At 73.4% G+C, this 13,699-nt stretch carries 11 protein-coding genes; all 11 read left to right on the plus strand.

Annotated features, from left to right (window positions below; all coding sequences use genetic code 11):
* Positions 1-38: 38 nt before the first annotated feature.
* The gene (locus ACFVR6_RS06475; protein WP_386960041.1) at positions 39-1,400 is read left to right on the plus strand and encodes an FHA domain-containing protein; all 1,362 of its coding nucleotides are present in this window, start codon (positions 39-41) and stop codon (positions 1,398-1,400) included.
* Positions 1,400-2,251, plus strand: a complete 852-nt coding sequence (locus tag ACFVR6_RS06480; protein WP_386960047.1) for a PP2C family protein-serine/threonine phosphatase — start codon at positions 1,400-1,402, stop codon at positions 2,249-2,251. Before ACFVR6_RS06475 ends, ACFVR6_RS06480 begins: the two co-directional genes overlap by 1 nt.
* On the plus strand, positions 2,244-3,359 hold the full coding sequence (locus ACFVR6_RS06485) for an FHA domain-containing protein (protein ID WP_386960050.1): 1,116 nt from the start codon (positions 2,244-2,246) through the stop codon (positions 3,357-3,359). Before ACFVR6_RS06480 ends, ACFVR6_RS06485 begins: the two co-directional genes overlap by 8 nt.
* Entirely contained in the window at positions 3,356-4,870 is a 1,515-nt protein-coding gene (locus ACFVR6_RS06490; protein WP_386960053.1) for a serine/threonine-protein kinase, read from the plus strand. The genes ACFVR6_RS06485 and ACFVR6_RS06490 overlap by 4 nt, the downstream gene beginning before the upstream one ends.
* Before the next feature lie 14 nt (positions 4,871-4,884).
* Positions 4,885-5,637, plus strand: a complete 753-nt coding sequence (locus ACFVR6_RS06495) for a hypothetical protein (protein ID WP_386960056.1) — start codon at positions 4,885-4,887, stop codon at positions 5,635-5,637.
* The gene (locus ACFVR6_RS06500; protein WP_386960058.1) at positions 5,634-10,154 is read left to right on the plus strand and encodes an FtsK/SpoIIIE domain-containing protein; all 4,521 of its coding nucleotides are present in this window, start codon (positions 5,634-5,636) and stop codon (positions 10,152-10,154) included. The genes ACFVR6_RS06495 and ACFVR6_RS06500 overlap by 4 nt, the downstream gene beginning before the upstream one ends.
* Before the next feature lie 50 nt (positions 10,155-10,204).
* Positions 10,205-10,498, plus strand: a complete 294-nt coding sequence (locus ACFVR6_RS06505) for a WXG100 family type VII secretion target (RefSeq protein WP_257495991.1) — start codon at positions 10,205-10,207, stop codon at positions 10,496-10,498.
* Positions 10,499-10,569: 71 nt separating this feature from the next.
* Complete coding sequence (locus tag ACFVR6_RS06510) at positions 10,570-10,857, plus strand: hypothetical protein (RefSeq protein ID WP_386960062.1); 288 nt, start codon at positions 10,570-10,572, stop codon at positions 10,855-10,857.
* On the plus strand, positions 10,854-12,482 hold the full coding sequence (locus ACFVR6_RS06515; RefSeq protein WP_386960065.1) for a hypothetical protein: 1,629 nt from the start codon (positions 10,854-10,856) through the stop codon (positions 12,480-12,482). Before ACFVR6_RS06510 ends, ACFVR6_RS06515 begins: the two co-directional genes overlap by 4 nt.
* A complete protein-coding gene (locus ACFVR6_RS06520; protein WP_386960068.1) occupies positions 12,482-12,964 on the plus strand; it encodes a hypothetical protein in 483 nt (160 codons plus the stop codon). The genes ACFVR6_RS06515 and ACFVR6_RS06520 overlap by 1 nt, the downstream gene beginning before the upstream one ends.
* Complete coding sequence (locus ACFVR6_RS06525) at positions 12,961-13,587, plus strand: hypothetical protein (RefSeq protein WP_386960070.1); 627 nt, start codon at positions 12,961-12,963, stop codon at positions 13,585-13,587. The genes ACFVR6_RS06520 and ACFVR6_RS06525 overlap by 4 nt, the downstream gene beginning before the upstream one ends.
* Positions 13,588-13,699: the final 112 nt, after the last annotated feature.

A 13,699-nucleotide genomic window follows, 5' to 3' on the forward strand; every position in this document is an offset into this window, starting at 1 on the left:
ATCGGAGAGCGCATTCCACACGAGACGGAGGAGAACCGATGACGGGCCTGGTGGGGACGACGGCGGAAGCCGCGACATGGGTGCTCGCCTACTACGGCGGCGGGATGGGGGCGCAGACACCGCTGATCGTGTGGATCCTCCAACTCGTGGTCGCGGTCGGTGTCTACGTGTGGCTGTCGCTCGCGTTGACCGCCCTCTTCCGCAAAGCCGGCCGGCCCGCATGGAAGGCGTGGGTCCCCGTCGTCAACGTGTGGACTCTGTTCACCCTCGGCGGCATGGCCGGGTGGTGGGCCGTCGTGCTCGCCGTCGGAGGTCTGGTCGCGGGCGTGGCAAGCGTCGTCGTGGCCGCGCTCTTCGCCGGTGCAGCGCTCGGCGCCGGCGGCGAGGGCCAGGCCGGTGCCGCCGGTGCCGCCGTGATCGGTGCGGTGCTCGTGCCCGCGCTCATCTGGGTCGTGTACGGGGTGGGCGTGCTGATCCTGCAGATCCGGATGCTGCTGGCGGTCAACCGCGGCTTCGGTCTCGGCGGCGGCTACACGGTCCTGGGCATCCTGCTCTTCCCGGTGTGGGTGAGCATCGTCGGCTGGGGGTCGGCGCGCTGGCTGGGCCTGCCGCCCAAGGTCGCACAGCCGAGCCTCACGGCACCGCCGCCGCCGCCGGCGGCGAGCCCGTTCACCCTCGGCGCCGTCTCCCCTTCGCCCGACGGCGACATGCAGATGGCGTCCGCCCCGCTCCCCGCGGCATCCTTCCCCGGCGCTGTCGCCGCGACGGGCGCCCCCGCCACGGCCGTACCGCCCCCGCCGCCGCCCGTGGGCGGCAACCCGTGGGCCCCGCCGCCGCCGCCCGGCGCGGCACCGGCGGCCGCCCCCGCAGCGGCTCCCGCCGCACCCGTGTCGGTGCCCGCACCGGCATCCGCCGTGCCCGCACCGGTCGCGTCGGCGGCGCCCGTGGCCGCTGCGGCACCGGTCATCGCCGCCCCCGTACCCGCCGTCGCCTCCCCGGCACCGGCGGTGGCGCCCGTCGCGGCCGCGCGACGCGACGCCGTGGCCGACGACCTCGACGAGCGCACGGTGCTCGCTGCCCGTCGCCAGGGCGGCTGGTCGCTCCTGCTCCCCGGCGGCGCGAGCGTGCCGCTCAGCGGCGATGTCGCGGTGCTCGGCCGCAACCCCGTCGCGACCGGCACCCACGCGGGAGCGCAGGTCATCGCGATCGACGACGCCACCCGCACCGTATCGAAGACCCACGCGGCGCTCGAGCGCCGCGGCGACGGCTGGGTGGTCATCGACCTCTCCTCCACCAACGGCGTGTTCCTCCAGGACGAGCGCGAGGTGGAGGGCACCGCCGAAGTGTCGGGGGCGTTCTTCCTCGGCGACGCCCGGCTCGAGCTGCGCGCAGACGCCTGATGACGGCGCCACCCCTCTCCGCGACGCTGGTGGTCACCAGCGGCGCGCGCACCGACCCCGGGCTGCGGCGCGCGGTGAACGAGGACGCGCTGCTGGCCGAGCACCCGGTGTACATCGTCGCCGACGGCATGGGCGGCCATGACGCCGGCGACCGTGCCAGCGCCGCGATCATCGATGTGTTCCGCGCGCTGGTCGGACGCGACGACCTCGCCCCCGAGGAGGTCGCGGGTGCGGTGGAACGCGCGCACACCGCCGTGTCGGCCATCGCGGCGGGCACCGCGCGAGGCGCGGGCTCCACGCTCACCGGGGTCGTCGCCGTCCGCCAGGACGGCCTGCCGCGCTGGCTCGTGGTCAACGTGGGCGATTCGCGCGTCTACCGGCTGCTGACGCACCACCTCGAACAGCTCACGGTCGATCACTCGGTCGCCCAGGAGCTGGTGGACGAGGGCAAGCTCGCGCGCGACCAGATGTCGAGCTACCGGGGGCGCAACGTCATCACGCGCGCCATCGGCGAAGAACGCAGTCGCGCCGACTACTGGCTGCTGCCCATCGTCACCGGTGAACGTCTGCTGGTGTGCTCCGACGGCCTGTCGGGAGAGCTCACCGACGAGGCGATCCGCGCCGGTCTGACCCTCGGCGGCGCCCCTTCGGGTACCGCCGCGGCGCTCGTGACGCAGGCGATCGGCAACGGCGGCAGGGACAACATCACCGCCATCGTGGTCGACGTCGTCGCCGGGGGTATCAGCCCGCGCCAGGACGACACCACCGGCGGTCTGGGCGGCTCCAGCGCGTCGGCGACGATCGAGGTGGCCACCCTGCGGTCGGCCCGCACGAGGGCGCGCCGTGGCTGAGTGGTCCTACGCCGCGGGCGACCTGCCGGCGATCCTCACCGGCCGGCTCGCGCTGCTGTTCGCCGGCCCCCAGGCAGCGCCCACGGCGCGCACGGTGCTCGCGGCCGCCCGGCCGGAGGACACGTGGGAGACGGCGCTGGACGTCGTGCTGCGCGCGGGCCTGGCCGCCGCCCCCGACCTGTTCGTGGGGCAGCTCGACGGCGCCGGGCTGACCGGGGTCGTCCGCGGTGGGGTGCGGGTCACCGTGCAGCATGACGACGGCCGCACGACCGAGCTGACCGGCGAGGGGCTGCGCACCTGGCAGGAGTTCCACCTGGGCGGCGTCGCATCGTTCGCCGTCGACGCCGGGGTCGCCGCCGGCACGCACCGCGCCGCTGCGCCCGGCCCGCTCGCGGTGTCGCAGCTGACCTGCCGCGTCGCGCCTGCGGCGGCCGACCCCGGGCTGACGCTGGAGTTCTCCGACACCCTCTTCGAGCAGGCGCCCGAGCTCATGCCGGGCCTGGTCGCCGCGCTCGAATCCGCGCCGGCCACGGGACGCTACGACGATCTGTTCGGCGCGACCATCCACTTCGGCGTCGAGGCCGCCGCGGTGCGCCCACCGGACGATGACCTCGAGCAGGCACCGACCGATCGCGTGCCGCTCGAGGAGCCGCCCGCCGCCGTCAGCGGCATCGTCTGCGTCGCCGGACACCCCAACCCGCTGGAGCGCGATGTGTGCACCCGGTGCGGCGCGTCGCTGTCGGGCGCGGCCGTCGCGCGAGTGCCCAGCCCCGACCTCGGCACCGTGGTGCTGCCGGACGGGCGGGTCATCGCCCTCAGCGGAACGCTGCTCATCGGCCGCAGCCCCCGCGCCGATCGCACCGACGGCGACGGGATCCCCACCCTCGTCGAGATCGACGACCGCGACGTCTCCCGCACGCACGTGCGCATCCGCACCGAGGGCTGGCAGGTGCTGCTGGAGGACCTCGGCTCCACCAACGGCACCGTGTTCACCGCGGTGGGGACGGGCCCGCGCCGCATCCGTCCCGGCGAGACGGTGCTGGTCACCGACGGCGCGGTCGCCGATCTCGGCACCGGCAGCCGCCTCACCTTCGCGGGGCTCCCGTGACCGCGCGCTACGGACCGGTCGAGCTGCCCGGCTTCACCCTCGAGCGTCCGCTCGGCTCCGGCGGCTTCGCCGACGTGTTCCTGTACGCACAGCATCTGCCGCGGCGCCTGGTCGCGGTGAAGATCATGCACGAGCCCGTCGACGACCGCGCCGCCCGCGCGCGTTTCGAGAGCGAAGCCAACCTCATGGCGGCGCTGTCGTCGCATCCGTCGATCGTGACGATCCACCATGCCGCCGTCGCCGACAACGGGCGGCCGTACCTCGTGATGGAGTACTGCTCCCGCCCGACGCTCGCCGAGACGTACGCGGCCCGGGTGGTCACCGTCCCCGAGCTCCTGCAGACCCTGGTGCGGCTGTGCGGCGCTGTGGAGACCGCGCACCGCGCCGGCATCCTGCATCGCGACATCAAGCCGGGGAACGTCCTGACCACCGACTACGGCTGGCCGGCCCTGACCGACTTCGGGCTGTCGTCGATCTACGGCGCGTCGGCGGATGCCGCAGGGATCTCGGTGCCGTGGGCCGCTCCCGAAGTGGTCAGCGGTCGCGGCTTCGATGCGCGCTCCGACGTCTACGCGCTCGCCGCGACCGCCTACACCGTGCTCGCCGGCCGTACGCCGTTCGAGGGTGCGGCGGCCCCCGCCGACCTCACCGGTCTCGTCACCCGCGTGCTCACCGAGCCCGCCCCGCCGATCGGCCGCGACGACGTGCCGCCTGCGCTGGAGCGGCTGATCCTCACCGCCCTGGCGAAGGATCCCGACCGGCGCTCTCAGAGCGCCGCGGAATTCGCGCGCGGGCTGCAGCGCATCGAGCAGGACCTGCACCTGCCGATGACCCACCTCGACATCCCGGCGCTCGCACCGCGCGCCGACGACGCGTCCGCGGGACCTGCCGACGAGGACGACGACGCCGAGGCCACACGGTTCGCGGCGCGCCGCCGCACCGAGGCCGAGGCTGCCGGCGCGGCCGAACCCGACGACAAGACCGTGCTCGCCGCGCGCGCCGTGCCGCGCCCCGCTTCCCCAGCCGCCGAGCCGTCTCCCGATGACGCCGAGCCGACGCGGCTCGCCGGGCGCCGCCACCGCGATCCGCTCCGCAGCAAGGGCGAGGACGAGCAGCCCGGCCCGCGTCGCACCGGCCCGGCCGATCCGGTGGCCGATCGCGCGCACGAGGCCGACGCGGAGGAGCCGACGCAGTTGGCCGAGCGTGCCGCAGGTCCGTCGCCCGCCGCCCGCGCGGCCGCCGACCTGCCCGCCGCGGTCGAGACTCCGGCCGGCAGCCGCGCGGCGCACGACCCGGGCGCGGACGTGGGACGGCAGGCGTACGGCATCCGTCATATCGAGGTCGCACCCGTCGTGCGCGCCGAACCGCCGAGCACGACGCCTGCCGCACCCGCCCGGCCGGTGGCGCGCCCGCGGCGTCGGCGCGGTGTGGTGACGGCGATCGCGATCGTGGGGAGCGTGGTGGTGCTCGCGGTGTGCGTGGCGGGGATCGCCGTGCTGGTGGGCTTGTGATGATGGGGGATGCGATGACGATGACTCAGGACGGCGCGATCGGCGAGGGCACACTCGGGATCGAGTTCTGCGGCGAATGGCACCACCCGGTGCCCGGCACCACCTTCTCGGTCGGGCGCGACGCCGACCTGACGGTGGACACCAACCAGTACCTGCACCGGCGACTCCTCGCCTTCGACGCCGAAGGCGACCTCTGGTGGATGTCGAACACCGGGCAGACGATCTCGGTGAGTCTCGCCACCCCCGACGGCGCCTACCAGGCCGTCCTCGGCCCCGGCGCCCGGGTGCCGCTGGTCTTCCCGGACCTCGCGGTGATGTTCTCCGCCGGGGCGTACACGTACGAGCTCGCCGTGCGCAACGACTCCGCCAGCTTCACCGGGCGCGACCCGCGCGCCGTGCAGCACGAGGACGACGGCACCACCACGATCGGAGCGGTGAGTCTCACCCCCAGTCAGCGGCTGCTGCTGATCGCGCTGTGCGAGCCCATCCTGCGCGGCGGCATGGTGGGCGCGAGCCAGCTGCCCTCCTCGGCGGCCGCCGCCGCGCGGCTGGGCTGGCCGCTGACGACGTTCAACCGCAAGCTCGACAACGTCTGCGACAAGCTCGACCGCGAGGGCGTGCAGGGCCTGCGCGGCGGCGTGGGCAAGCTCGCCACCAACCGGCGAGCGCGACTGGTCGAACACGCGATCCTCTCGCGGCTGGTCACGCCGCAGGATCTCGATCTGCTCGAGGTGGCTTCCACCCTGGGCGAGAAGGGCACCCGATGAAGGTCCGCGTCACCCTCCGCCGTCCCGACGGCTCCACCGACGACATCGCCCTGGCGGCCGAGCCGGGCGTCAAGGTCGGGGAGGTCGCCGATTCCATCGTCGCGCGCGATCCGCGCGGCACCTACCACGGGTCGGCCTACGCCCCCGGGACGGTCACCCTCGAAGCCCACGCCCCCGCCGTCGGCGGTGTGCCCGAGGTGCTCGACCCCGACGACACCCTCGCCGACCTCGCCCTGGCCTCCGGGGTCGAGGTCGCGGTGGTGGGCCTGGACGATGCCCCGCGCCCCGACGTCGCCTACATCGAGATCGTCAGCGGGCGCGCCGCCGGCCGACGCTACACCGTGCCCCGCGGGTCGACGATCATCGGCCGCGGGGACGACTGCGGCATCGTGCTGGATGACGCGATGGTCTCCAAGCGCCACGCGCGCGTGCACGTCGGCCGCGACCGCATCGAGCTGATCGACCTCAACTCCGCCAACGGCATCATCGTGCAGGGCGCACCGGTGGGCCGCCTCGAACTGCAGCACGGTCAGGACGCGCTGCTGGGCAGCACCGTGATCCGCGCCGGCTACCTGCCGTCCACCGTGGCGCAGTCCTCGCCGCTGGGCGAGGTGCGCCACACCCGCTCCCCCAGCGTCGAACCGCGCTACGTCGGCCGGGAGCTCGACGGTGCGGAGCCGCCCACGCCCGCCGACCCGCAGCCGTTCCCGTGGGCCGCCGCGATCCTCCCCGCGTTCGCCGGCATCGCCATGTTCGCCTTCACCCGGTCGCCGCTGGCTCTGGTGTTCGTCGCGATCTCCCCGCTCATGATGATCAGCACCTGGGCGACGGCGAAGTCGCAGCAGAAACGCAAGAAGCGCCTGGAGCACGAGCGGTTCGTCGCCCAGATGGAGCGCCTCTCGGCGCGGCTGGCCCACGAGCGCGAGGAGGAGATGCGCATCCGCGCCCGCGAGGCCGTGCCGCTGCACGAGGTGTACGACGCCGTGCAGAACCGTTCCGCGCTGGTGTGGACCCGCCGCCCCGAGCACTGGTCGTTCCTGCAGGTGCGCCTGGGGGTGGGCGACGTCCCGACCCGCAACACCGTCAAGGAGACCGGCAACACCGACCGCGCGCTGCCCGAGCAGGTGCAGCAGCTCGAAGAGCTCATCGCGACCTACGAGACCGTCCCACGCACCCCGGTGGTGGAGAAGCTGTCGGATGCCGGTGCGCTCGGCATCGCCGGCGACCCGGCGGCCGTCGCCGCCTACGGCCGCGCGGTCACGGCGCAGCTGGCGGGTCTGCATGCCCCGGGCGACCTCGTGATCGGCGGACTGTTCGGCCCCGGCTGGGCGGCGCAGTTCACCGACGCCAAGTGGCTGCCCCACGCGATGGCATCCGACGCCGTCTTCGGCGGCGCCCCGTTCGCCGACACCGCGTCGGCCGGCGCCACCCTGCTGTCGCGACTGGAGGAGATCCTCGCCGCCCGTTCGCCACGCGGGGAAGACGCCCCCGTGCAGCTCGGCGCGATCGGCGACAAGCGCGCCGCGCTCAACGCCGGCGAGAAGGTGGGCGCCGACACCGGCGCGACCACCGGCGCGACCGACCCGCTGCCGGCGATCGTCGTGCTCATCTCCGACGACGCGCCCGTCGACCGCGCCCGCCTCATCCAGGTGCTGGAGCGGGCCGCAGGCCGCGGCGTGTACCCGATCTGGATGGCCGCAGACACCGCGGCCCTCCCCGCCGCCTGCCGCACGTTCGTCGAGCTGGGCGCCGACGGCTCCGCCGCGGTCGGCTACGTGCGGCTCGGCCGCACCCTGGCCCCCGTCGAGGTCGAGGGCCTCACCCTCGAGCACTTCACGCGCTTCTGCCGGCGGCTGGCGTCGTTCGTCGACGCCGGCGAGATCGCCGCCGACACCAGCGACGTACCCCGCTCGGTGCCGATGCTGCAGCTGATCGGCAAGGAGATGGCCACGGCGCCCGGCGCGGTCGTGGACCGCTGGGAGCAGAACGGCTCGATCCTCGCCTCCGCGACCCGCGCGCCGTCGACGCCGAAGCTGCGCGCCATCGTCGGACAGGCCGCGTCCGGGGCGATGCACCTGGACCTGCGCGCGCAGGGTCCGCACGCCCTCGTGGGAGGCACGACCGGCTCCGGCAAGAGCGAGTTCCTGCAGGCGTGGGTGCTCGGGATGGCCGCCGAGTACAGTCCGCAGCGCGTCACGTTCCTCTTCGTCGACTACAAGGGCGGTGCCGCCTTCGCGGAGTGCACGGCACTCCCCCACTGCGTCGGGCTGGTCACCGACCTCAGCCCTCACCTCGTGCGCCGGGCGCTCGTGAGCCTGCGGGCGGAGCTGCATCACCGCGAGACGCTCTTCACCCGCAAGAAGGCCAAGGACATCCTCGAGCTCGAGAAGCGCGGCGACCCCGACACCCCGCCCGCGCTCGTCATCGTCATCGACGAGTTCGCCGCCCTGGTCAACGAGGTGCCCGACTTCGTCGACGGGGTCGTCGACGTCGCGCAGCGGGGCCGCTCGCTCGGCATCCACCTCATCATGGCCACCCAGCGCCCCGCCGGCGTCATCAAGGACAACCTGCGCGCCAACACCAACATGCGCGTCGCGCTGCGGATGGCCGACGAGGTCGACTCCGACGACGTCATCGGCACGAAGGATGCCGCCGGCTTCGACCCCGGCATCCCCGGTCGTGGTGCGGCCAAGACGGGACCCGGCCGCCTGACGGTCTTCCAGTCCGCCTACACCGGCGGATGGAGCTTCGTCGAGGAAGAGGCGCCCGAGGTTGAGCTGGAGTCGTTCGCGTTCGGGCCGCCCCGCCGGTGGGAGCTGCCCAAGGCGGACGCAGGCTCCGTCGAGCGCGACCTCGGCCCCACCGACCAGCAGCGCCTCGTCGCCACGATGGTTGCGGCATCGCAGTCGGTGTCGATCCCCTCGCCCCGTCGCCCGTGGCTGGACGAGCTCGCCACCGTCTACGACCTCACTCTGCTCCGCCAGCGCACCGACGAGAAGCTGCTGCTGGGTGTGCAGGACGTGCCGCAGCGCCAGGCGCAGGACACGGTGTACTTCGAACCCGACACCGAGGGGCACCTGGCCGTGTTCGGCACCGGTGGCGCCGGCAAGAGCTCCACGCTGCGCACCCTGGCCGTCGCTGCCGGCATCACGCCGCGCGGCGGACCCGTCGAGGTGTACGGGCTGGACTTCGGCTCGGGCGGCCTGCGGATGCTGGAGGCGATGCCGCACGTCGGCGCCGTCATCCCCGCCGATGCCGGCGAGCGCGTCACTCGCCTCTTCCGCATGATCAAGAGCGAACTCGACCGCCGCGGCGAGGCGTACGCCGCCGTCAACGCGGGCACGATCTCGCAGTACCGCACCCTCGCCGGCCGCCCCGACGAGGCGCGCATCCTGCTGCTCATCGACGGGTTCCCCACGTTCCGCGCCGAATACGAGGCCGTCACCGGTCGCGCCGACGCCTATCAGGTGTTCCAGCAGGTCATGACCGACGGTCGCTCGGTCGGCATCCACGTGGCCCTCACCGCCGACCGCGGTCAGGCGGTGCCGACGGCGCTGCAGTCCACCATCCAGAAGCGGGTCGTGCTGCGACTGTCCGACTCCGACGCGTACGCGATGGTCGGGGCTCCCCGCGACGTGCTCTCGCCGGAGTCCCCGCCCGGACGCGCGATCGTCGACGGCCTGGAGACGCAGATCGCCGTCATCGCCGGCACGACCGACCCCCGCGCCCAGGCGCAGGCGATCGGCGAGTTCGCCGAGGCGATGCGCCGCCAGGGCCGCACCGACGCACCGCCGGTGCGGGCGCTGCCCGAGCTGTACCCGATCACCGAGCTCCCCGCCCACCTCGACGGTCGCCCCGTGCTGGGGCTCTCCGGCGACACGCTCGGGCCGCTCGCGTTCGATCCGACCGGGCTGTTCGTGGTGGCCGGCCCCCCGCAGAGCGGTCGCAGCAACGCCCTGCAGGCGATGGCCGAGTCGCTGCGACGCGCCGACCCCACGGTGCGGCGCTACTACGTCGGCAGCTCTCGGTCGCCGCTGCGCGACGCCGTCGCGTGGGACGGCGTCGCCACCGACGGCGGCTCGGCCAGCCGCCTCATCAACGAGCTGCTGCAGGACGAGCAGGGTCTCGCGGGGGTCGCGGTCTTCCTCGAGGGGGCGTCCGAGTACGCGACCTCGCTCGCCGAGATGCCGCTGTCGGACTTCGCCAAACGGGTCAAGCGCGGAGACGGGCTGCTGGTGGCCGAGGGCGAGACGAGCGACTGGACCACCGGGTTCGGGCTGCTCGGCGACATCAAGTCGTCGCGCCGCGGCGTCGTGCTCCAGCCCGACACCCACGACGGCGAAGTGGTGCTGAAGACCGCGTTCCCGCGGCTGCTCAAGCGCGAGTTCCCGCTCGGTCGGGCGATGCTCGCCGCGGGCGGCAAGACGGTGAGGGTGCAGTTCCCGCTGGCCGGCGAGAGCCCCGCGGCGCCGAATGGGGAGTACTCCCCATTGGTGGCTCAGCCCGCCCTCCCATAGGTTGAACACGTCGGCAGGAACTGCCGCCCCACGACACAAGGAGTGAGATCATGGCGAACCTCAACGTCACGTACGACCAGATGCAGAGCGCCGCGAACCGTCTGCGTTCGGGCCAGTCCGACCTCGAAGGCAAGCTGCAGGAGCTGCGCGCCCTCGTCAGCCAGCTGGTGCAGGACGGCTTCACCACGACCCGCGCCTCCGGTGCGTTCGACTCGTCGTACGAGCAGTTCACCTCCGGCGCCCAGCGCACCGTGCAGGGCATCGACGGCATGGCGCAGTTCCTCGAGAAGGCAGCTTCCGCGCTGCAGTCGACCGACGAGCAGCTCGCCAGCTCCATCGGCTGATCACGACCCTGTGAGCGGGGCCGGTCCACTTCGGCCGGCCCCGCTTCGTCGTCTCACGGAGGAGGACACCGATGGCCGACCTGAAACTCGACTTCGCGGAGCTGCGCCGCAGCGCCCGCACGGCGGAGCGCATCGCTGCGGACTTCGCCGGGGCGGAGCGTATCGCCGGTGAGACGGCGGCGGCGACCGGCCACGACCGGCTGGCGGCCGCCGTGCGCGAGTTCGGCGACAAGTGGGACATCGCCCGTGGCGACCTGCAGGAGAACCTGCGGCTGGTCTCGGACTACCTGGGCGCCGTCATCGACACCTTCACCGACCTCGACACGGACCTGGCCGCGGCGACGAAGGGCGACCGGTGAGCGTCCTGCCCGGCTCCCCGGGCACACTCGCCGAGCGCGCCGAGTCGCTCGTCGCCTCGGCCTCGCGCATCCAGCGCGCGGCCGACGACCTGCGCGCCCTCGCGTACGAGAGCACGGGCCGTTCCCTCGATGGCATCCGCGAACGCACCGCGCAGGTCGCCCGCGATCTCGACCGCGTGCACGAGCGGTACCAGGGCACCGCAGGCGCCCTCACCGACTACGCCGTCGCGCTCAAGGCCGCCCATGACCGCGCCGACGCCGGCGAACTGGACGCCGCCCGTTACGACGCCCTCGCGGCGACCACCGAGTACGATCTGCTGGTCTCCGAGCGCCGCCTGGAGCGGCTGGAGGAAGCCGACGCCCCGGCCGGGAACATCGGCACGGCGGAGAACGACGTGCGGTCGCTGCGCAGCACGCTCGGCCGCCGGGAGGATGCCGCCGACGCGGCACGCGCCGAGATCGACGCCGCCCGCCGGGATATGGATGCCGCGGCCGAGGTCGCCATCGGGCGCATCAACACGGCGATCGACGCGACGAACGAGGGGTTCTGGGACGCCGTCGGGGACTTCTTCGGCGACATCGGGGACGTCCTCGGGGACATCGCGCGATGGGCGGGCGACTTCCTGTCCGAGGTCTACCACGAGCTGCTGCGGATCCTGTCGACCGTCGTTGCGCTCCTCGGCGTCGCGATCATCCTGCTGCTGGTGTATTCACTGCTGGCGCTGGTGCCGTTCATCGGCCCCGCGATCGCGCTGTTCGTCACCGTGCTGCTGGCCGGATTCCTCCTCGGCAGCGTCCTGTCGGACGTGCTCTCCCCCACTCCGGCGGTGGGCAGGCACGAGCGCAGCGACGCGGAGCGCGGGTCCCACAAGGGCCAGCCGGCCGACCTCTCCCAGGCGCTGGCGGACGCGGGATACGTCGACACGCTGGGCTGGGCCTACGACGCCGACGGCGAGAAGACCGGGGTCGAGCAGACGGTGATCAGCGTCACCCGGGTCGTCGACGCCGACGGCGTCGTCCGGTGGCGCGTCGTCCTCCCGAGCACCCAGGAATGGCTGTCGCGCCTGAACGGCGACCAGGGCGGCGTGCACGATCTCGACAGCAACCTCGCGCTCGTCCTCACGCCCGCCCTGCGGTCGCAGTACGAGCGCGCCGTGCTCGAGGCGATGCGTCAGGCCGGCGTCGGCGCCGACGACCCGGTCATGCTCGTCGGGTTCAGCCAGGGCGGCATCATGGCCGGCACCCTCGCCGCCTACAACGACGACTACAACTGGTCGGCGGTGGTGGCCGCAGGCGCCCCCATCGACCACATGCCGATCCCCGCCACGACCTCGGTCGTCTCGGTGCAGCACGAGGGCGATCCCGTGCCCATGCTCGACTCGGTCGTCACCGTCGGCACTGACGGCGCCCCGCCGCGCCGTCCCCACTGGACCACGATCGACACCGCTTCCCCCGACGCCGACCTGGGAATCCACGGCATCCACAATGCCGCGGCGTACGACGAGACCCTGAGGTCGCAGATCGGTCAGGTGCCCGCGGGCACGGTCGACGCGCTCGACGCGTACTTCGTCGGGGATCCGGACGCCTACGGCTACCAGCAGAGCTATTACGGATGGTCGGAGTGATGCCGCCACGCACCGCGCGCCTGAGCGCCGCGCTTCTCACCGCGGCCTTCGCCGCCGCAGTGGTGACCGGCTGCGCCGGCATCCCTGCCCCCGCACCGACCGAGACGCACCAGGGAGAGGCCACCGTGAGCCCCGAGACCGTCACCGGCGCCGTCGCCGCAGCCGACCCCCGCATCACCGACGTCATCAGCGTCCAGGTGGTCCAGTCGGGACTCGCGCGCATCATGAACGTCGCCGTCGCCGTTTCCGGCGACGAGCCCGTGAGCACCGAGACGGTCGTCAACATCGCCGCCACCGCGCTCGAACACGCCAAGAGCGACGTGCAGTACATCGTCCTGTTCGTCCGCGACGACGACGACACGTCCGTCTTGCTGGACCTCACGGACGCCGCCGCAGGCCTGCCGCCCGAGGTCGACTACCGCGTGACGGACGGGTCGCTGGAGATCATCGGCGCAGACGCGGCGGAGCTGCGCGGACGATGAGCACCGTCGCCGCCGAGCCGCGCCTGGTGTTCCGCATGATCGGGACGTGGTGGCGCATCGATCTCTCCTCGCCTGAGGCGGTTGCGGCGTCGGTCAAGGCGATGGCGACGGGCGTGCTCGGGCGTGCGGACGAGCGCGCGACGGCGCGGGCGCGGCTGCGCGAGGAGTTCACGCGGGCGGCCACCGCCGCCGCCGACGCGGACGCGCAGCTGCTGATGATCCAGACGGAGCTCGGCCCCGGGGAGCCGATGTCGGCGACCCTCACGGTGTTCGAGCACGAGCGGATGCGCATGAGCCCCGCTCTCGGCACGGGCGACGACGCGGTGCTGGCCGTGTTCGAGAAGTCGCTGCCGATGATGGATGCCGCCGGCGCGAGCACCGCGGTGCGGCGGCGCTGCCTCGATTCCGAGGTCGTCCGCGTGCACCGGGTCGAGGAGACGGTGGAGATCGAGGACGGCGAGCGGTTCACCCAGCGCCGCCTCGTCGCCCAGTACTGGTACCCGGTGCCCGGCAGCAAGCGCCTCCTCACGGCGGTGTTCTCCACGCCGCTGGGCGACATCCCGCACACCCTGCTGTCGTACTTCGACGCGATCGTCGCGGCGTCGGCCTTCCGGGACGCCTGAGCCCCGGCATCCGCCCCACCCCACTCTCCCCAGAACAGCAGATCGCACCGCAGCAGGACGTTTCCCGCCGGATCGGTCCTGCTGCGGTGATTCCTCCTGTCCCCGTGCGCCG

The sequence above is a fragment of the Microbacterium sp. NPDC058021 genome (genome assembly GCF_042885955.1).
Lineage (GTDB): Bacteria > Actinomycetota > Actinomycetes > Actinomycetales > Microbacteriaceae > Microbacterium.

Coding starts and splice junctions, on each gene's coding strand:
- ACFVR6_RS06475 (WP_386960041.1), top strand. CDS start 39: ATGACGGGCCTGGTGGGGACGACGGCGGAAGCCGCGACATGGGTGCTC.
- ACFVR6_RS06480 (WP_386960047.1), top strand. CDS start 1,400: ATGACGGCGCCACCCCTCTCCGCGACGCTGGTGGTCACCAGCGGCGCG.
- ACFVR6_RS06495 (WP_386960056.1), top strand. CDS start 4,885: ATGACGATGACTCAGGACGGCGCGATCGGCGAGGGCACACTCGGGATC.
- ACFVR6_RS06500 (WP_386960058.1), top strand. CDS start 5,634: ATGAAGGTCCGCGTCACCCTCCGCCGTCCCGACGGCTCCACCGACGAC.
- ACFVR6_RS06505 (WP_257495991.1), top strand. CDS start 10,205: ATGGCGAACCTCAACGTCACGTACGACCAGATGCAGAGCGCCGCGAAC.
- ACFVR6_RS06510 (WP_386960062.1), top strand. CDS start 10,570: ATGGCCGACCTGAAACTCGACTTCGCGGAGCTGCGCCGCAGCGCCCGC.
- ACFVR6_RS06520 (WP_386960068.1), top strand. CDS start 12,482: ATGCCGCCACGCACCGCGCGCCTGAGCGCCGCGCTTCTCACCGCGGCC.
- ACFVR6_RS06525 (WP_386960070.1), top strand. CDS start 12,961: ATGAGCACCGTCGCCGCCGAGCCGCGCCTGGTGTTCCGCATGATCGGG.